The following is a 17446-nucleotide window of genomic DNA, read 5'->3' on the forward strand; positions in this document are numbered from 1 at the left end:
TGCCGCATCCCGCTGCGATCCGGTCTGAATGCCGGATTTTAACACAAAAGACAACAACGGAGCTTTCCATGTCCGCAGAGATCGAAACGCGCCTCAAGGACCTCGGCGTCACCCTTCCCCAGGCTGCAGCCCCGGCGGCGAACTATGTGCCCTACGTCATCAGCGGCTCGATGCTCTACATCTCCGGACAGCTGCCAATGGAAGGCGGAAAGATCGCCGTTACCGGCCATGTGGGCAAGGACGTTGACGTCGCGGGCGCCCAGCGCGCCGCCGAACTCTGCGCGATCAACATTCTGGCACAAGCCAAATCCGCACTTGGCGGCGACCTCGGCCGCATCCGCCGGCTGGTCAAGATCAACGGCTTCGTTGCCTCGACACCAGAGTTCATCGAACAGCATCTCGTCCTCAACGGCGCATCCAACCTGCTTGCAAACGTCCTTGGCGACGCCGGCAAGCACGCGCGCGCTGCCGTCGGCATGGCCGCCCTGCCCTTCAATGCCGCCGTCGAGATCGACGCGGTCATCGAGATCGCGTGATCGGGTGCCGGGCATGACAGATATTTCCTGGCTGAAAGCTCAACCGATCGCCCATCGCGGCTATCACGACATGAACAAGCAAGTCTGGGAAAACACGCTTTCGGCGTTTTCCCGCGCTGTTGATGCCGGCTTTGCGATCGAATGCGACCTGCAATACACCGCCGACAGCGTGCCGGTCGTCTTCCACGACGACGACACCGAGCGGCTGTGCGGCATCAAGGGTGACGTGCGATCGAGGACGGCCGGCGAGCTCGGCCTGATGTCCATCGGCGGAACGAAGGACAGGGTGCCAACGCTGTCGCAAATGCTTCGGCTCGTCAAAGGGCGCGTGCCGCTCATCATCGAGCTCAAGGGACGCAAGGACGACGACGAGGGGTTTGCCGCCGCCGTCCTGGAAACGCTCGAAGGCTACAAAGGCCATGTCGCCCTCATGAGCTTCGACCATTGGTTGCTCAAGGATCTGAAAGCGCTCGATGCACCCTATCCGCTCGGGTTGACCGCCGAGGGGGCAAGGCCGGAGACCTTCTTCGTGCATGAAGAGGCCATGCAACTCGGCCTCGACTTCATCTCCTACCACTACGGCCATCTGCCGAACTCGTTCATCACCAAGGAACGTACGCTAGGCCGAACGATCATCACCTGGACCGTTCGCGACAGGCAGGCTGAAGAATATACCTACGCCAACGCCGATCAGATGACCTTCGAGGGTTTCGACCCGCGGGAGGCATTGATTTCCTGAGCTCATGTCCGACGCCGTCACCATCCGCATAGAGCAATCCTTCTCCGAGATACCGGCGGCGCGCTGGAACATGCTTTCCGGCGCGGCGAAGGGACGAGACGGGGCGGTCTACAACCCGTTCGTCTCGCACGCCTATCTCTCGGCGCTGGAGGAATCGGGCTCGGCCACGGCCAAAAGCGGCTGGCTCGGCCAACACCTGCTGATGGAGGGCGCTGACGGAGAGCTTCTTGGGGCGCTCGTCTGCTATCTGAAAAACCATAGCCAGGGCGAATATGTCTTCGACCACGGCTGGGCGGATGCGTTCGAGCGCGCCGGCGGTCGTTATTACCCCAAACTTCAAGGCTCCATTCCCTTCACGCCCGCAACCGGACCGAGGCTCCTGACGGTTTCGGGCCAAGACGGCTCGCCCGTACAGGACGGGCTTGCGGCAGGTCTGAAGGAGCTTGCACGGCGGCATGACGCCTCATCGGCGCATGTGACCTTCGTCCCGGATGCCGAGATGCCGGTATTCGAACGGGCAGGTTTCCTGCATCGAACCGACCAGCAGTTCCATTTCCTGAACGAAGGCTATGGCACGCACGGCGAATTCCTGGAAACGCTGGCATCCAGAAAGCGCAAGGCCCTGAAGAAGGAGCGTCGCGCCGCACTCGAAAACGGCATCACGATCGACTGGTTGACCGGCAGCGATCTGACGGAAGCAATCTGGGACCAGTTCTTCACGTTCTACATGGACACCGGCGACCGCAAATGGGGGCGCCCCTATCTCACCCGCGCCTTCTATTCGCTGATCGGCGAGCGCATGGCGGACGACATTGTGCTGGTGATGGCACGGCGCAACGGCCGCTATATCGCAGGCGCGATCAACTTCATCGGCGGCGACGCGCTCTATGGCCGCCACTGGGGCTGCATCGAGGAGCACCCCTTCCTGCATTTCGAAGTCTGCTATCACCAGGCCATCGATTTCGCCATCGCAAAGTGCCTCAAACGCGTGGAAGCCGGCGCGCAGGGCGAGCACAAGCTCGCCCGCGGCTACATGCCGGTCACGACGCATTCAGCGCACTACATCAGCCATCCCGGCCTCGCCCGGGCGGTCTCGGACTATCTCGTTCGCGAACGAAGGGATGTGGAAGAGACGGCTGAGTTTCTTGCCGAACACGGCCCTTTCCGCAAAGGTGAGCGCCAGGACGATTGAACCGCTCTCGGCGCTGGCCGGATCCAATCTACGAGGAAATACAATGAGCGTTTACGACACCAACAACATCTTCGCGAAGATCCTGCGGGGCGAGATCCCGTCGCACCGGGTCTACGAGGACGATGCGACGATCGCCTTCATGGATGTGATGCCGCAGGCTGAAGGCCACATACTGGTCGTCCCCAAAGCCGCTTCCCGCAATCTGCTGGATGCCGACGCTACGAGCCTGCCGGCACTGATCACCGCCGTTCAGAAAATCGCCGTCGCAGCCAAGGAAGCCTTCGACGCCGACGGCGTGACGATCATGCAGTTCAACGAGGCTCCTGCCGGCCAGTCCGTCTTCCACCTGCACTTCCACGTTATCCCGCGGCGCGACGGAATTCCGCTGAAGCCGCATTCCGGCACGATGGAAGATGGCGCGGTATTGGCCGCCAACGCCGAGAAAGTGCGCCAGGCACTTTAAATGCGAATCTGACGGTCGCACCAGCGGCCGTCACCGGCTGCGTATTGAGCCCCTAAAGTATGTCCCGCAAAAGTGTTCAGCGGTTTTGCGATAACGACATACGCAAAAACAAAAGCTTAAAGCGCATCAAGTGAATCTGAAAGATCGCGACGCACTTTAGAAGCCCAGCCACCATAGGCCTGCAGCCAACGTTGCGATCGTTGTTGCTATGCCGATTGCCGGTTTGCGGCCAAGCAGGAAGAATGCCGTTGCCCCTATCGCGACGGCTCCCAGACGCAGCCATAACGGCGATTGCTCAAGAACGCCTGTCGGATAGAGTATGAGCTTGGCAATGACGGCTGCGACGAGCGCAGTCGCCACCGCCCTCACCCAGTTCAATGCCTCGGAATCGTCGCGCAGCCGGTTTCCGGCGATAACACCCAGCCAGCGCCAGATGTCGGTCGCGAGCCAGCCGGCGATCGCGATGAAGGCGTAGGCCCACCAACCGTCCTGCCAGGTCATGCGCCGATCTCCCGGCGACGGCGCCAGAGCCCTTCCACCGCCCAGGCCAGCGTGCCGCCGCCAACGCCTGCGAGCAGGATGTCAAATTCAGGGGCGAGCCAATAGAACAGCGGACTGGCGATAAGACCGAAGAGCAGCGCGATGTAGACCACCGGATGACGTGCCGAATGCCAGATCGAAGCCAGGAAGTAGATCGGCGTCAGGAAGAACAGGCAGCCGGCGACAATCGGCGGAAAATCGGCGACAAAGTGATAGACGATGGCGACCAACACCATGTTGGCGACGACGAGCGTGATGCCAAAGCCGGCGAAGAAGGCAACGCGCTTCTCGCGTGGCACCGCCTGCACCTTTTCCATGGCAAAGACCCAGGCGGTGATCGCGACAAAGTGCGACAAGAACAGCAGTAGCCATGTCGGCGTTTTCGCTGTGCGCAGCTCCGGAATGAGTGCTGCAACCATCGGCATCAACCGGACAGACGAAAGCGACACAGCGAGGAAAGCAGCCGCGAGACTGGCACCGCTCATCATCGAACTGACGAGAATGACCTTGGCCGGCAGTGCCCACACCATGCCGGTCATGAAAACGACCTGCTCCGGCGGAATTCCAGCCTGAGCCGTCAGGGAACAGAAGCCGACGAAGGACAGCATCAGGATAAAGGCCGGAAGGCTGAACAGGCCACGCATCCCAGTCAGAAACCAGACGACCGACGACTGGTCGTTTTCATCACTCTTCATCAGTCATTCCGGGATTGTTTTCATTCAGAGAAACGCTGCCGGATGAGACCATCCGGCAGCGCCAAACATCATGCCCGATCGGGCTACTTCTTGCGTGGCACCTTCGGCACCGTCTTGCCCTTTCGTGGGCTCGCCTCGCCGGCAGCCTTACCGTCGTCGTCCGAAGACGACTTGGTTGCTACCTTCTTCGGCTTGGCCTTCGGTGCCGGTTCAGCGCCGACGGCTTCCTTTTCCTCGGCCTTCTTCGGTTTGGCGCTCTTCATCGCGGGGCGGGTCACTTCCGCCTTCGGCCTGATTGGCGCCGTTTCCGGAACGGCATCAAGCAGCAACCCCTTGGTTCCGTCGGCCTTCGTGCCGATCGTCACGCGCAGTACGCCGCCCTTCTTCAACTTGCCGAACAGAATCTCGTCGGCGAGCGGTTTCTTGATGTGCTCCTGGATGACGCGGGCGAGCGGCCGCGCACCCATCTTCTCGTCGTAGCCCTTCTCGGCAAGCCACGCGATGGCATCGGGCGCCAGATCGAACGTGACGTTGCGTTCGGCCAACTGGGTTTCCAGCTGCATGACGAACTTCTGCACGACCTGATGGATAACCGGCGTCGGCAGCGATGCGAACGGGATGACCGCATCGAGACGGTTGCGGAACTCGGGCGTGAACAGGCGGTTCAACGCTTCTTCGTCCTCGCCGGTGCGCTTGGACGACCCGAAGCCGATAGCGGCCCGTGCCATTTCCGAAGCGCCCGCATTGGTCGTCATGATCAGGATGACGTTACGGAAGTCGATCTTCTTGCCGTTGTGATCCGTGAGCGAGCCATGGTCCATGACCTGCAGCAGGATGTTGAACAGGTCTGGATGCGCCTTCTCGATTTCGTCAAGCAGCAGCACGCAATGCGGATGCTGGTCGACGCCATCGGTCAGAAGGCCGCCCTGGTCGAAGCCGACATAGCCGGGAGGTGCACCGAGCAGACGCGACACGGTGTGCCGCTCCATGTATTCCGACATATCGAAACGTAGGAGCTCGACGCCGAGCGACGTCGCAAGCTGCTTGGCGACTTCGGTCTTGCCGACGCCGGTCGGACCGGAGAAGACGTAGCAGCCGATCGGCTTGTTCGGTTCACGCAGGCCCGCGCGGGCGAGCTTGATCGACGAGGCAAGCGCCTCGATCGCCAGATCCTGGCCGTAGACGACGGAACGCAGTTCCTTCTCGAGGTTGGCCAGCACCGCCTCGTCGTCCTTGGAGACGGTCTTCGGCGGAATGCGGGCCATTGTCGCGACGGTGGCTTCGATCTCCCGCTCGGTGATCAGCTTGCGGCGCTTGCTGACCGGCAGCAACATCTGGGCTGCACCGGATTCGTCGATCACGTCGATCGCCTTGTCCGGCAGCTTGCGGTCGTTGATGTAGCGGGCCGAAAGCTCGACCGCCGCCTTGATCGCCTCGTTCGAGTATTTCAGATGATGATAATCCTCGAAGTAGGGCTTCAGGCCTTTCATGATCTCGATGGTATCGGCGATCGTCGGCTCGTTGACGTCGATCTTCTGGAAGCGGCGCACCAGCGCGCGGTCCTTTTCGAAGAACTGCCGGTATTCCTTGTAGGTGGTCGACCCGATGCAGCGGATCGCGCCCGACGAAAGCGCAGGCTTCAACAGGTTCGACGCATCCATAGCGCCGCCTGAGGTGGCGCCGGCACCGATGACCGTATGGATTTCATCGATGAACAGCACCGCACCCGGGTAGTCCTCGAGTTCCTTGACGACCTGCTTCAGGCGCTCTTCGAAATCGCCGCGATAGCGCGTTCCGGCCAGCAGCGTGCCCATGTCGAGCGAAAAGATCGTCGCGTCCTGGAGCGCCTCCGGCACCTTCTTTTCGATGATGCGCTTGGCAAGGCCCTCGGCGATCGCCGTCTTGCCGACGCCGGGGTCGCCGACATAGAGCGGGTTGTTCTTCGAACGGCGGCAGAGAACCTGGATCGTGCGGTTGACCTCGGCGTGGCGGCCGATCAGAGGATCGATCTTGCCGGACTTCGCCTTTTCGTTGAGATTGACGCAATAGGCCGTCAGGGCATCCTGCTGCTTTTTGGCGCTTGCCTCTTCGTTTTCGCGTGCAGGCTTCTGCTCGGATTCGTGTTCCTCAGCTCCGCGCACCGGACGTGCCTCGGAGCTTCCCGGCCGTTTGCCGATACCGTGCGAGATGAAGTTGACCGCGTCGTAGCGCGTCATCTCCTGCTCCTGCAGGAAATAGGCGGCATGGCTCTCGCGCTCGGCGAAGATGGCAACGAGAACGTTCGCCCCCGTCACTTCCTCGCGTCCGGACGATTGGACATGAATCACGGCGCGCTGGATGACGCGCTGGAAACCGGCGGTCGGCTTCGAATCCTCGTCATAGCCGGTGATCAGGTTCGACAATTCGTTGTCGACATAATCTGTCACGGTCTTGCGCAGCGTCTCGAGATTGACGTTGCACGCGCCCATCACGGCCGCTGCGTCGGCATCGTCGATCAATGCCAGAAGCAGATGCTCAAGCGTCGCATATTCGTGGTGGCGCTCGTTGGCAAAAGTCAGTGCCTGGTGCAGCGCCTTTTCGAGGCTGGGCGAAAATGTTGGCACGTTAGTTCCTCATTTCTTTTCCATGACGCATTGCAACGGATGCTGATGCTGGCGGGCGAAATCCATCACCTGCGTCACCTTCGTTTCGGCGACTTCGTACGTAAAGACGCCGCACTCCCCCACACCGTGATTGTGGACGTGGAGCATAATGCGAGTCGCCTCTTCCGGGTTCTTCTGAAAAAAACGTTCCAGAATGTGGATGACAAACTCCATTGGCGTGTAATCGTCATTCAAAAGCAGAACGCGATACAAACTCGGCTTCTTGGTCTTCGGCTTGGTGCGCGTGATGACGGAGGTGCTGCGATTGCTTCCGCCTCCTTCGTCGTCGCTTCCTTGCTGCATCCGGACCGGCATGGCGATCATTCGTGTCTTTTCCTTAGTACAAGCCGCGGATCCATCTGATGTGGCCGCAGCGTGCTTGCCCTTTATCTAATGGTTCGTTTCTAGATTTTAAGACCGAACCAACGCACTGCAATCATAATCGCACGGAGAGGCAGAAGATTGATCAACTTTCTTCGATCCACCGCGAAGTGCGCGAAACAGCAAAAAGGCCGGTCGCTGTATCGGCGACCGGCCTTCCAAATGACGGCAATGATCCGTTGCGTTACGCGGCAGCAGCAGCCTTGACCGCTGCGGTTGCCTTGGCAACCGGCGCTTCGTACGGCTTGTAGGCGTCCTTGGCGAGGTCGGCATACATCTCGCCGATCTTGGTTGCCTCGGCAAAGAAGCCTTCATAGCTCGACTTCAGGAAATTGGTCTGCAGTTCGAAGGCCGTCTCGACGCTCTTGACGCTGGAGAGCTTCTCCACATGGGCAACGCTGTCTTCGAAGGACTTCTTGGAAAAATCGGCAGCCTCGGTCGCAATGGCCTGAAGGCCCTTGGTCCAGGCGGAATAGCTTTTCACAGCCACGTCAATGGCTTCTTTGCTTTTCTTGTTTGCATCATCGAAGTTGAACATCGGGTGTCTCCTTAGTGACGGCCTGATCTGAAGGCTTTAGTTTATGTGCACTGCACAAAAAGTCAAGTCCAGCGTGCAGTGCAATAAAACACAATACTTGCAACAGCTTGATGAAAAAACGCAGCCGACGTTCAAAATTCTTCGACTTTACGCCCTGAAAAAACATGAAAGCATTGAAAAACCCGGCGCGATCGCTCGCCACCGGGTCATTTCCTGAAACCATCGATCAGCGACTTAGAGGTCGATGTCAAGGATCGCCATGGAGAAGTTGTAGGACAGTTCGCCATCTTCTTCGTCGCGGAAGACGACGCCGAGGAATTCGTCACCGAGATAGACTTCAGCCGACTCGTCCTTCTTCGGGCGAGCCTTGACGACCATCGACTGGTTGAACGTGCGCTTGAGGTAGGCTTCAAGCTTGCGGATTTCTTCGGGCTTCAAATGTCTTCTCCGTAGCCGTTTTTGATGTGCGGCGCTTCTCGCACGCTGCATTGGCGGGTGTAAACCCCTCGAAAGCAGCTACGCACCGGTTCCCGATGGTTCAAATTTCGAAGCTGCTCAGGATCTGGTCCATCTGGCGCGACGGTTCGGAACACCCGGCTTCGCCGACGACCTTGGCGGGAACGCCCGCAACCGTCGTTTTCGGCGGCACCGGTTTGAGGACGACCGAGCCGGCAGCAATGCGCGAGCAGTGGCCGATGTGGATATTGCCGAGGATCTTGGCGCCTGCACCGATCAGCACGCCGTCGGCGATCTTCGGATGACGGTCGCTGCCTTCCTTGCCGGTGCCGCCAAGCGTGACCCCATGCAGGATTGAAACGTTGTCGCCGATGACAGCGGTTTCGCCGACCACCAGCCCGGTGGCGTGATCGAGGAAGATACCGCGGCCGATCCGGGCAGCCGGATTGATGTCGGTCTGGTAGACGCTGGATGCCCTGCTCTGCAGATAGAACGCGAAATCCCGGCGCCCGCGCTTCAGGAGCCAATGGGCGAGACGGTGCGTCTGGATCGCGTGAAAGCCTTTGAAGTAAAGCACGGGCTCAAGGAAGCGGGTGCAGGCCGGGTCTCGATCGTAGACGGCCTGGATGTCGACGCGCAGGATCGCGCCCCATTCCGGCCAATCCTCCAGCATTTCGGCAAATGTCTGCCGCAGCAGGTTCGCCTGCAGATCGGGATGATCGAGGCGCTCGCAGATACGGTAGATGACGCTTTCTTCCAGCGAATGCTGGTTGACGACCGTCGAATAGAGGAACGCTGCCAGCATCGGATCCTGCTCGGCGGCAAGACGGGCCTCCTCGCGCAGGCTGCTCCAGATCGGGTCCATCAACTTGAGGGATTCCGTCTGACGAAGTTCGGTCGTCGCGACCATCGTCGCACTCCTTCTTAATCGGTCGATGCCTTCAATATAGGGGAAATCCGGCAGGACATAAATGGCCGGGCCACAGTTCGACCAGAGGTCGTAGACACACCTAAGCTCGCCCCACCTCTTCGAGAAATTCGAGTACCGCCTTCTTGAACACCCGATCACCGACCGCAAGCATATGGTCCCTGCCCGGAATATCAAGCGCACAGGCATTCGGCATCAGGTCTGCAAGTTCCTGCGGCGAGCCGGCGATATCGTCCGTTGTGCCGACGCCGATCAAGGTCGGAGCGTCGATGCGGCCCATATCCTCGGCGGTCAGAAGGTCACGCGACGTCGATATGCAGGCGGCCAGTGCCTGACGATCGCTCTTGGTCTGGTCGGCAAACGCGCGGAACATGCGGCCGCGTGCATGCGTCACCACATCGAGCGACGGCGCAACCAGCGCGTCGGCGATCGGGTCCCAATCGCCGACCCCGGTGACCATGCCCATACCGAGGCCACCGAACACCAGAGTGCGCACGCGGTCGGGATGGGCAAGCGCCAGGAATGCGGAGATGCGCGCGCCCATCGAATAGCCCATCACATGCGCCTCTGCGATGCCGAGATGCCCGAGCAGTGCGACCGCATCGCCGGCCATCTGCTGGGGATGGTAGAGGGCTGGATCGTATGGCTTGCTACTTTTGCCATGGCCACGGTTGTCGAACGCGATTACCCGGTAACCGGCATCGCCAAGCGTCTTCAGCCAGCCGGGAAAAACCCAGTTGACGTTGGCGCTCGAAGCAAAGCCGTGAACGAGCAGGATCGGCGCACCGGAAGGATCGCCCTCGTCGAAGAAGGCGATATCCAGCCCTTCATGCGTGAAGTGCGAAAATGGCGGCGGATTGAGATCCATCATTCTGGTCCTTGAGGCGGCATCGGTTTGGCGCAACCTAATTTGTCGTCCCGTAGAGGGGAACCCCGGCCCGGCAAAAACCACAGGTGCGGCGTGTTTGCCGCTACACTTTTGCAACAAAGCTCACTATGGTGCCGGCAAATTCGACCCTCAAAGACTTGCATACATCGGAGCATGACATGGCCGGCCACAGCATCCCCCATTTCCAGAATGACGGCGGACATCAGGCAATCGAGATCGGCGTCAAGGAATTCATGTGCACCGGCGCGTCCGTTCCCTACGACCACCCGCACATCTTCATCGACATGGGCGACGACAATGAAAAGGTCTGCTCCTACTGCTCGACGCTCTATCGCTACAATCCGAAGCTGAAGGCGACCGAAACCAACCCGCCGGGCTGTCTCTTCACCTTCCAGGCGACCTGATACCCGCGCGGATGTCAACCGCGGTCGCGATCGTCGGTGCCGGCATCGGCGGGCTCACGGCGGCCCTGTGCCTCGCGCATCGCGGCTTCGACGTCGACATTATCGAACAGGCGGCCGTTCTGACCGAAGTCGGCGCCGGGCTTCAGCTTTCCCCGAATGCATCGCGCATCCTCAGCGAACTCGGCTTGCTCGACGCGCTCGAATCCGTCTGGACCGAGCCGGATGCGATCACGCTCGTCGATGGAAAGTCGCTTCGCGCGCTTGCACGCGTTCCCTCGGGGCGTTTTGCCCGTGACCGCTGGAGCGCGCCCTACGGCGTGTTACACCGGGCAAGCCTTCAACGAATCCTGATTGCCGCCGTGACGGCCGAGCCGCGCTGCCGTCTCCACCTGGGACACCGCATCGAAGGCGATGCCGAACAGGCGATTGCCTCCACTACCGGGCGGACGCCGGCGCTGATCATCGGTGCCGATGGCATCTGGTCGCGCCTGCGCAATGCGATTGCGGGTGCTGGCACCGTCCAGTTTTCGGGCAATGTCGCCTGGCGCTTGACGGTCACGCGCGCTGCCGCCGACAACCTTCTGCAGCCGGATCGCGTTACCGCCTTTCTTGGCGCACGGGCGCATCTTGTCGCCTATCCCCTGCGAGAAATTGGCGGCTTCAACCTGGTTGCGATCATCGAAGGCAAGGAAACCGACGGCGTCTGGGTCGGCAAGGATTCCGAAGTCAGGCGTCGCGACTACCTTGACGCCTTCTCAACCTGGAACAACGGCCTGCAAACATTGCTGAAAAACGCCGACGCGCCGACCTATTGGCCACTTTGCACAGTGACTGACGGCGCTTGGCAGGATGGACGAAAGATCGTTCTGATCGGGGACGCTGCCCATGCGATGACGCCGTTTGCGGCGCAAGGCGCTGCCATGGCGATCGAAGATGCAGACGCACTTGCAGCCTGCCTCAGCAGCGCAAACGACATCAGCGAAGCGCTGAGGGCCTTCGAGGCCACACGCCGGCCACGCATCGCCCAAGTGCGCCGCCGCGCCGCTTTCAACCGCTTCGCCTACCACGCCCGCGGCCCGTTCCGGCTCGGGCGAGATATCGTCCTGTCGATGAAGGGTCCGGAAGCGCTCGCAGCCGATTTCGATTGGCTCTACGGCTACGGCGCTCCCGAACGCTAAAAACGGTCAGACTGCCCTTGCTGCGGCAAGTCCCGCCTCGATATCCCGGCGAATATCGGCAACATCCTCAAGACCGATCTGCAGGCGAAGGACCGGCCCCTCGGTCGGCGCCAACGCCACCTTTCGATCCGACAGGCCAACGTGAAGCGCCAGACTTTCGAAGCCGCCCCAGGAATATCCAAGGCCGAACAGCGACAGCGCATCGAGGAACGCGTGCGCCTTCGCCTTGAAGCGCTCGGGGCTTTCAGCTTTCAGCACGAAGGAAAAGATGCCGCTCGCCCCGGTAAAATCGCGCTTCCAGAGGTCGTGGCCGGGGAAGCTCGGAAGCGCCGGATGCAGAACGCGGGCAACCTCATCACGGCCTTCCAGCCACGTGGCGAGCGACAGCGCGCTTTCCTGGTGCCGCTCGAGGCGGATGCCCATGGTGCGCAGCCCGCGCAGGATCTGGTAGCTGTCATCCGGAGACACGCAGACGCCGAGCGTGACCATGGCTTCCGTCAGCGCCGGCCAATGGGCGGCGTTGGCGGAGACCGTGCCGAGCAGCACGTCGGAATGGCCTGAGGGATATTTGGTGGAAGCATGGATCGACACGTCGACGCCATGGTCGAGCGGTTTGAAATAGACCGGTGTCGCCCAGGTGTTGTCCATGGTGACAACGCAGCCGTGGCGGTGCGCGACGTCGGCTATCGCCCGGATATCCTGCATCTCGAACGTATTGGAGCCTGGCGCCTCCGTATGAACCAGGCGCGTGTTCGGGCGAACCAGGCTTTCGATCGCAGCGCCAATCATCGGGTCGTAATATTCGACGGTAACGCCGAGACGCTTCAGCATCGTGTCGCAGAAATGCCGGGTCGGGAAATAGACCGAATCGACGATGAGCGCATGGTCGCCGGACGAGAGATAGGCGAGGAACGGCACGGTGACGGCAGCAAGGCCCGAGGGAACGAGGATCGTGCCTGCAGCTCCCTCGAGCTCGTTGATCGCGTCACAGAGCGCATCCGTCGTCGGTGTGCCACGGGTGCCGTAGGTGTATTTCTGCTCGCGCGTCTCCATCGCCCTGGCGTTCGGGAACAGCACCGTGGACGCGTGAACGACCGGTGGATTGACGAAACCGAAATAGTCGGAAGGTTTGTTTCCGGTATGGGCCAGTCGGGTGTTGATACCCATCTTGCCATTCACATTGCCGCTGTCTGCCATTGAATATTCCGATGTTGAAAAACCGATCCGGAACTCTTCGAACGCCCTACAACCGCGGTCAAGTGGCAAAATCCGACAAAGGCGCTTTGCGACCGAAAGCAGCAGCCATTGACGAATTTTCGCCCAGCAATTGCCCGTTCTCTGCAAAACCTGCCTAAACTTCTGGCTTATTTCAGGTTTTTTACTCGCAAGTTCAGAAAATCGGCGACGTCTCTTGACCCTCATTGATTTTGAGCATGAGATAGATTGCACTCGCGCCATGAGGGTGGCGGAGGCTGCACGCGCAGGGAGACGCGCTGGTGCAGACGGGAACGAACGACAACAGAAAAAGGTTCTAAAAATGGCAAGAAGAATTCTGACAGCCCTCGTTGGCGCTGCTGTCATGGGGATTGGCGCACATGCGGCTTCGGCTGCGACACTCGATGACGTGAAGGCCAAGGGCTTTGTCCAATGCGGCGTGAATACCGGCCTCGCCGGCTTCGCTGCCCCGGACGCTTCGGGCAACTGGAGCGGATTCGACATTGATTATTGCAAGGCGATCGCTGCCGCGATCTTCGCGGATGGCTCCAAGGTAAAATACACACCCACTTCGGCCAAGGAACGTTTCCCGGCCCTGCAGTCCGGTGAAGTCGACGTGCTTGCCCGTAACACCACGTGGACGATCAACCGCGACACCGCTCTCGGCTTCAACTTCCGCCCGGTCAACTATTACGACGGCCAGGGCTTCATGGTCCGCAAGGGCCTGAACGTTAAGTCGGCCCTCGAACTCTCCGGCGCCGCCGTCTGCGTACAGACCGGCACCACCACCGAGCTCAACCTTGCCGACTATTTCAAGTCCAACAACCTGCAGTACAACCCGGTCGTCTTCGAAAAGCTCGACGAAGTGAACGCGGCCTATGACGCCGGTCGTTGCGACGTCTACACCACCGACCAGTCGGGCCTCTATTCGCTGCGCCTGACGCTTTCCAAGCCCGACGATCACATGATCCTGCCGGAAATCATCTCGAAGGAGCCGCTTGGTCCGGCCGTCCGCCAGGGTGACGACCAGTGGTTCGATATCGTCAGCTGGGTTCACTACGCGCTGATCCAGGCCGAAGAGTTCGGCGTCACGCAGGCAAACGTCGAAGAAATGAAGAAGTCCACCAACCCGGACGTTCAGCGCTTCCTCGGCGTCGAAGCTGACAGCAAGATCGGCACCGACCTCGGCCTCACCAACGAATGGGCCGTCAACGTCATCAAGGCAGTCGGCAACTACGGCGAAGTCTTCGACCGTAACATTGGCGCCGGCAGCCCGCTGAAGATCGAACGCGGCCTCAACGCGCTGTGGAGCAAGGGCGGAATTCAGTACGCTCCTCCGGTCCGTTAAGACGGCCCGACACGAAAGGGGGAAGCGGCACGCCGCTTCCCCATCCCAACGATAAAAACACCCAAAAGGGTGACAAGGGGAAAGAGGCATTGCATGGCGATTGGCGTCACAACTACGCCTGAGAAGAGCAAACCTTCGGGCTCGTTCATCAACGACCCGCAAGTGCGCGGGATATTTTACCAGGTCATAACCGTCGTTATCCTCGTTGCCGTCGTCTATTGGATAGCGGACAACACGATCGAAAACCTCAAGCGTGCGAACATCGCGTCCGGCTACGGCTTCCTCAAGGGGCGTGCCGGTTTCGACGTCGGACAGTCCTTGATCGCCTATACCAGCGATTCCACCTACGGGCGCGCGCTCGTCGTCGGTTTCGTCAATACGCTGCTGGTTGCCGTGACCGGCATCATCACCGCAACGATCATCGGCTTCATTGTCGGCATCGGGCGGCTCTCGCACAATTGGCTGATCGCGAAACTGTCACTCGCCTATGTCGAAGTGTTCCGCAACATCCCGCCGCTGCTGGTCATCTTCTTCTGGTACAGCGGCGTTCTGGCCGTGCTTCCGCAACCGCGGGAATCGGCAGCGCTGCCGCTCAACATCTTCCTCAACAACCGCGGCATTGCCTTTCCGAAGCCGGTCTTCGGCGACGGCTCGCAGTATGTCTTCTACGCGTTCGTGATCGCCGTCATCGCCAGCTTCTTCGTGGCCCGCTATGCGCGCATCAAGCAGGAAGCAACCGGACAGCGCCTCCCGGTTCTGTGGATAGTGCTAGGCCTCGTCGTCGGCCTCCCGCTCCTTGTCTTCCTTGCAACGGGTTCGCCGATCACCTTCGACGTGCCGGTCGCCGGCAAGTTCAACCTCACCGGCGGCTCGGTCATCGGACCGGAGTTCCTGTCGCTGTTCCTGGCGCTTTCCTTCTATACCGCAGCCTTTATCGCCGAAATCGTTCGGGCAGGTATCCGTGGCGTGTCAACGGGACAGACCGAGGCAGCCCACGCGCTGGGCGTCCGGCCCGGTCTCACGACCCGCCTCGTCGTCGTGCCGCAGGCGATGCGGATCATCATTCCGCCACTCACCAGCCAGTATCTCAACCTGACCAAGAACTCGTCGCTGGCGATCGCCATCGGCTACGCAGACTTGGTTGCCGTCGGCGGAACGATCCTCAACCAGACTGGTCAAGCGGTCGAGATCGTGTCGATCTGGATCATCGTCTACCTGTCGTTGAGCCTGTCGACGTCCTTGCTGATGAACTGGTTCAATGCCCGCATGGCCCTGGTGGAAAGGTAAGATCATGAACACGCACCAGGGAAATTTCGTCCGCACTTCGATGATCGAGGCTGCACCCGCTCCCATACTGACGGGCGGCCTTGCCTACTGGCTTCGCAAGAACCTCTTTGCGACGCCGAAGGATTCGATTCTTACGATCATAAGCCTGCTCGTGCTCGCCTGGCTCGTACCGCCGGCAGTGCAATGGCTCTTCATCGATGCCGCCTGGACGGGCGGCGGGCGTGGGGTCTGCGCCACCGTCGCACAGGGCGGCTCGCAGCCGGACGGCTGGAGCGGCGCGTGCTGGGCCTTCGTCAATGCCAAGTTCGACCAATTCCTCTTCGGGCGTTACCCGATCGAGGAGCGCTGGCGGCCGGCCCTCATCGGCATCCTGTTCATCCTGTTCCTGACGCCGATGCTGATCCCGAAGGTCCCCTACAAGAACATTAATGCGATCCTGCTTCTCGTCGTGCTACCGATCCTGTCGCTTATCCTTTTGCCAGGCGGTTGGTTTGGTCTGACCTTCGTCGAAACCCCACTGTGGGGCGGCCTGATGGTGACGCTGGTGCTGTCGTTCGTCGGCATCGCGGTATCGCTGCCCCTAGGCATCCTGCTTGCGCTTGGCCGAAAATCGACCATGCCGGTGATCAAGATGCTGTGCACGTTCTTCATCGAAGTTGTGCGCGGCATCCCGCTCATCACCGTTCTGTTCATGGCCAGTGTCATGCTGCCGCTGTTCCTGCCGCAGGGTGTGACCTTCGACAAGTTCCTGCGCGCGCTGATCGGCGTGTCGTTCTTCGCCTCCGCCTATATGGCCGAGGTGGTGCGCGGCGGTCTGCAGGCGATCGGCAAGGGGCAGTATGAGGGTGCCGATTCGCTCGGCCTCAGCTACTGGCAGAAGATGAACCTCATCGTGCTGCCGCAGGCGCTGAAGCTGGTGATCCCCGGCATCGTCAACACCTTCATCGGACTGTTCAAGGATACGTCGCTGGTTTCGATCATCGGCATGTTCGATCTGCTCGGCATCGTCCGGCTGAACTTCTCGGATGCCAACTGGGCCTCGGCGGTCACGCCGATCTCCGGGCTAATTTTCGCAGGCTTCATATTCTGGCTTTTCTGCTTTGGTATGTCGCGCTATTCAGGCTTCATGGAACGTGTGCTCGACACGGCCCATAAACGATAAAAGGGGGGAACCGCATGGCAAATACAGCCACTGCTTCCAAGATGACCGTATCCGCGACCGACGTTGCGGTCGAAATCAACGGAATGAACAAATGGTACGGGGACTTCCACGTTCTCCGTGACATCAACCTGAAGGTCATGAAGGGCGAGCGTATCGTCATCGCCGGCCCGTCGGGCTCCGGCAAATCGACGATGATCCGCTGCATCAACCGACTGGAAGAGCACCAGAAGGGCAAGATCGTCGTCGACGGCATCGAGCTCACCAACGACCTGAAGAAGATCGATGAAGTGCGCCGCGAAGTCGGCATGGTGTTCCAGCACTTCAACCTGTTCCCGCACCTGACTATCCTGGAAAACTGCACGCTTGCACCGATCTGGGTTCGCAAGATGCCGAAGAAGCAGGCCGAAGAAATCGCGATGCACTTCCTGAAGCGCGTCAAGATCCCAGAGCAGGCCCTCAAATATCCAGGCCAGCTTTCGGGCGGTCAGCAGCAGCGCGTGGCGATCGCCCGCTCGCTGTGCATGAAGCCAAAAATCCTGCTGTTTGATGAGCCCACTTCGGCGCTCGACCCGGAAATGGTCAAGGAAGTGCTCGATACGATGGTCGGCCTTGCTGAAGAAGGCATGACCATGCTGTGCGTGACCCACGAAATGGGCTTTGCCCGCCAGGTCGCCAACCGCGTGATCTTCATGGACCAGGGCCAGATCGTCGAACAGAACTCGCCTGCCGAGTTCTTCGACAATCCGCAGCATGAGCGCACCAAGCTCTTCCTCAGCCAGATCCTGCACTAGGCATCCGAGCTAGACTTCAAACAGAAAGCCCGCCTTTCCGGCGGGCTTTTTTGCTATCTGGC

The 17446-nt window shown here is 60.3% G+C and carries 20 protein-coding genes; 10 read left to right on the plus strand and 10 right to left on the minus strand.

Annotated features, from left to right (window positions below):
* Positions 1-68 precede the first annotated feature (68 nt).
* The 4 genes from C6558_RS21555 to C6558_RS21570 are packed head-to-tail and all read left to right on the plus strand — an operon-like array spanning position 69 to position 2930.
* Positions 69-536 carry a RidA family protein gene (locus tag C6558_RS21555; RefSeq protein WP_025426816.1) on the plus strand — a complete coding sequence of 156 codons (468 nt, stop codon included), beginning with the start codon at positions 69-71 and terminating at the stop codon, positions 534-536.
* A gap of 13 nt (positions 537-549) precedes the next feature.
* Positions 550-1275 carry a glycerophosphodiester phosphodiesterase gene (locus C6558_RS21560; RefSeq protein ID WP_057205061.1) on the plus strand — a complete coding sequence of 242 codons (726 nt, stop codon included), beginning with the start codon at positions 550-552 and terminating at the stop codon, positions 1273-1275.
* 4 nt (positions 1276-1279) lie between these two features.
* The gene (locus C6558_RS21565; RefSeq protein WP_057205064.1) at positions 1280-2467 is read left to right on the plus strand and encodes a GNAT family N-acetyltransferase; all 1188 of its coding nucleotides are present in this window, start codon (positions 1280-1282) and stop codon (positions 2465-2467) included.
* 43 nt (positions 2468-2510) lie between these two features.
* Entirely contained in the window at positions 2511-2930 is a 420-nt protein-coding gene (locus C6558_RS21570) for an HIT family protein (protein WP_025426813.1), read from the plus strand.
* A 156-nt stretch (positions 2931-3086) separates the two neighbouring features.
* Here the strand turns inward: C6558_RS21570 and C6558_RS21575 are convergent, their stop codons facing one another.
* The 9 genes from C6558_RS21575 to C6558_RS21610 form a co-directional block, all read right to left on the minus strand.
* Positions 3087-3431, minus strand: a complete 345-nt coding sequence (locus C6558_RS21575; protein WP_038576042.1) for an AzlD domain-containing protein — start codon at positions 3429-3431, stop codon at positions 3087-3089.
* The gene (locus tag C6558_RS21580) at positions 3428-4165 is read right to left on the minus strand and encodes an AzlC family ABC transporter permease (RefSeq protein WP_025426811.1); all 738 of its coding nucleotides are present in this window, start codon (positions 4163-4165) and stop codon (positions 3428-3430) included. The genes C6558_RS21575 and C6558_RS21580 overlap by 4 nt, the downstream gene beginning before the upstream one ends.
* Positions 4166-4248: 83 nt before the next feature.
* On the minus strand, positions 4249-6768 hold the full coding sequence (clpA, locus tag C6558_RS21585) for an ATP-dependent Clp protease ATP-binding subunit ClpA (protein ID WP_025426810.1): 2520 nt from the start codon (positions 6766-6768) through the stop codon (positions 4249-4251).
* Between the two features lie 9 nt (positions 6769-6777).
* The gene (gene clpS, locus C6558_RS21590) at positions 6778-7131 is read right to left on the minus strand and encodes an ATP-dependent Clp protease adapter ClpS (protein WP_025426809.1); all 354 of its coding nucleotides are present in this window, start codon (positions 7129-7131) and stop codon (positions 6778-6780) included.
* A gap of 241 nt (positions 7132-7372) precedes the next feature.
* Positions 7373-7726, minus strand: a complete 354-nt coding sequence (locus tag C6558_RS21595; protein ID WP_025426808.1) for a phasin family protein — start codon at positions 7724-7726, stop codon at positions 7373-7375.
* Positions 7710-7928: a hypothetical protein gene (locus C6558_RS39700; RefSeq protein ID WP_128090394.1), complete on the minus strand. Its 219-nt coding sequence runs from the start codon at positions 7926-7928 to the stop codon at positions 7710-7712. The genes C6558_RS21595 and C6558_RS39700 overlap by 17 nt, the downstream gene beginning before the upstream one ends.
* A gap of 32 nt (positions 7929-7960) precedes the next feature.
* Positions 7961-8164, minus strand: a complete 204-nt coding sequence (locus tag C6558_RS21600) for a DUF3126 family protein (protein ID WP_003535016.1) — start codon at positions 8162-8164, stop codon at positions 7961-7963.
* Between the two features lie 100 nt (positions 8165-8264).
* Complete coding sequence (gene cysE / locus C6558_RS21605) at positions 8265-9092, minus strand: serine O-acetyltransferase (protein WP_025426807.1); 828 nt, start codon at positions 9090-9092, stop codon at positions 8265-8267.
* A gap of 100 nt (positions 9093-9192) precedes the next feature.
* Positions 9193-9978 carry an alpha/beta fold hydrolase gene (locus tag C6558_RS21610; protein WP_084814400.1) on the minus strand — a complete coding sequence of 262 codons (786 nt, stop codon included), beginning with the start codon at positions 9976-9978 and terminating at the stop codon, positions 9193-9195.
* A gap of 179 nt (positions 9979-10157) precedes the next feature.
* Between C6558_RS21610 and C6558_RS21615 the strand changes: the two genes are divergently transcribed.
* The gene (locus tag C6558_RS21615; RefSeq protein WP_025426805.1) at positions 10158-10403 is read left to right on the plus strand and encodes a zinc-finger domain-containing protein; all 246 of its coding nucleotides are present in this window, start codon (positions 10158-10160) and stop codon (positions 10401-10403) included.
* 11 nt (positions 10404-10414) lie between these two features.
* Positions 10415-11581, plus strand: a complete 1167-nt coding sequence (locus C6558_RS21620) for an FAD-dependent monooxygenase (RefSeq protein WP_025426804.1) — start codon at positions 10415-10417, stop codon at positions 11579-11581.
* 6 nt (positions 11582-11587) lie between these two features.
* On the opposite strand, the gene C6558_RS21625 is transcribed toward C6558_RS21620, so the two are convergent.
* Positions 11588-12778: a cystathionine beta-lyase gene (locus C6558_RS21625; protein ID WP_025426803.1), complete on the minus strand. Its 1191-nt coding sequence runs from the start codon at positions 12776-12778 to the stop codon at positions 11588-11590.
* Positions 12779-13118: 340 nt separating this feature from the next.
* Here C6558_RS21625 and C6558_RS21630 point away from each other — a divergent pair, with 340 nt between their 5' ends.
* From C6558_RS21630 to C6558_RS21645, 4 genes are all read left to right on the plus strand, one after another.
* Positions 13119-14144, plus strand: a complete 1026-nt coding sequence (locus tag C6558_RS21630; protein WP_025426802.1) for an amino acid ABC transporter substrate-binding protein — start codon at positions 13119-13121, stop codon at positions 14142-14144.
* A gap of 93 nt (positions 14145-14237) precedes the next feature.
* Positions 14238-15431, plus strand: coding sequence for an amino acid ABC transporter permease (locus tag C6558_RS21635; protein ID WP_025426801.1), 1194 nt, complete (start codon positions 14238-14240; stop codon positions 15429-15431).
* A gap of 4 nt (positions 15432-15435) precedes the next feature.
* Complete coding sequence (locus tag C6558_RS21640) at positions 15436-16593, plus strand: amino acid ABC transporter permease (RefSeq protein ID WP_025426800.1); 1158 nt, start codon at positions 15436-15438, stop codon at positions 16591-16593.
* Between the two features lie 14 nt (positions 16594-16607).
* Complete coding sequence (locus tag C6558_RS21645) at positions 16608-17384, plus strand: amino acid ABC transporter ATP-binding protein (protein WP_025426799.1); 777 nt, start codon at positions 16608-16610, stop codon at positions 17382-17384.
* The last annotated feature ends 62 nt before the right edge of the window (positions 17385-17446 follow it).

The organism is Ensifer sp. NM-2, from assembly GCF_003024455.1.
Classification (GTDB): Bacteria; Pseudomonadota; Alphaproteobacteria; order Rhizobiales; family Rhizobiaceae; genus Ensifer; species Ensifer canadensis.

Excerpts from the sequence above, each read along its gene's own strand:
- C6558_RS21555 (WP_025426816.1), top strand. The coding sequence starts at position 69 with ATGTCCGCAGAGATCGAAACGCGCCTCAAGGACCTCGGCGTCACCCTT.
- C6558_RS21560 (WP_057205061.1), top strand. The coding sequence starts at position 550 with ATGACAGATATTTCCTGGCTGAAAGCTCAACCGATCGCCCATCGCGGC.
- C6558_RS21565 (WP_057205064.1), top strand. The coding sequence starts at position 1,280 with ATGTCCGACGCCGTCACCATCCGCATAGAGCAATCCTTCTCCGAGATA.
- C6558_RS21570 (WP_025426813.1), top strand. The coding sequence starts at position 2,511 with ATGAGCGTTTACGACACCAACAACATCTTCGCGAAGATCCTGCGGGGC.
- C6558_RS21575 (WP_038576042.1), bottom strand. The coding sequence starts at position 3,431 with ATGACCTGGCAGGACGGTTGGTGGGCCTACGCCTTCATCGCGATCGCC.
- C6558_RS21580 (WP_025426811.1), bottom strand. The coding sequence starts at position 4,165 with ATGAAGAGTGATGAAAACGACCAGTCGTCGGTCGTCTGGTTTCTGACT.
- clpS (WP_025426809.1), bottom strand. The coding sequence starts at position 7,131 with ATGATCGCCATGCCGGTCCGGATGCAGCAAGGAAGCGACGACGAAGGA.
- C6558_RS21595 (WP_025426808.1), bottom strand. The coding sequence starts at position 7,726 with ATGTTCAACTTCGATGATGCAAACAAGAAAAGCAAAGAAGCCATTGAC.
- cysE (WP_025426807.1), bottom strand. The coding sequence starts at position 9,092 with ATGGTCGCGACGACCGAACTTCGTCAGACGGAATCCCTCAAGTTGATG.
- C6558_RS21610 (WP_084814400.1), bottom strand. The coding sequence starts at position 9,978 with ATGGATCTCAATCCGCCGCCATTTTCGCACTTCACGCATGAAGGGCTG.
- C6558_RS21615 (WP_025426805.1), top strand. The coding sequence starts at position 10,158 with ATGGCCGGCCACAGCATCCCCCATTTCCAGAATGACGGCGGACATCAG.
- C6558_RS21620 (WP_025426804.1), top strand. The coding sequence starts at position 10,415 with ATGTCAACCGCGGTCGCGATCGTCGGTGCCGGCATCGGCGGGCTCACG.
- C6558_RS21625 (WP_025426803.1), bottom strand. The coding sequence starts at position 12,778 with ATGGCAGACAGCGGCAATGTGAATGGCAAGATGGGTATCAACACCCGA.
- C6558_RS21630 (WP_025426802.1), top strand. The coding sequence starts at position 13,119 with ATGGCAAGAAGAATTCTGACAGCCCTCGTTGGCGCTGCTGTCATGGGG.
- C6558_RS21635 (WP_025426801.1), top strand. The coding sequence starts at position 14,238 with ATGGCGATTGGCGTCACAACTACGCCTGAGAAGAGCAAACCTTCGGGC.
- C6558_RS21640 (WP_025426800.1), top strand. The coding sequence starts at position 15,436 with ATGAACACGCACCAGGGAAATTTCGTCCGCACTTCGATGATCGAGGCT.
- C6558_RS21645 (WP_025426799.1), top strand. The coding sequence starts at position 16,608 with ATGGCAAATACAGCCACTGCTTCCAAGATGACCGTATCCGCGACCGAC.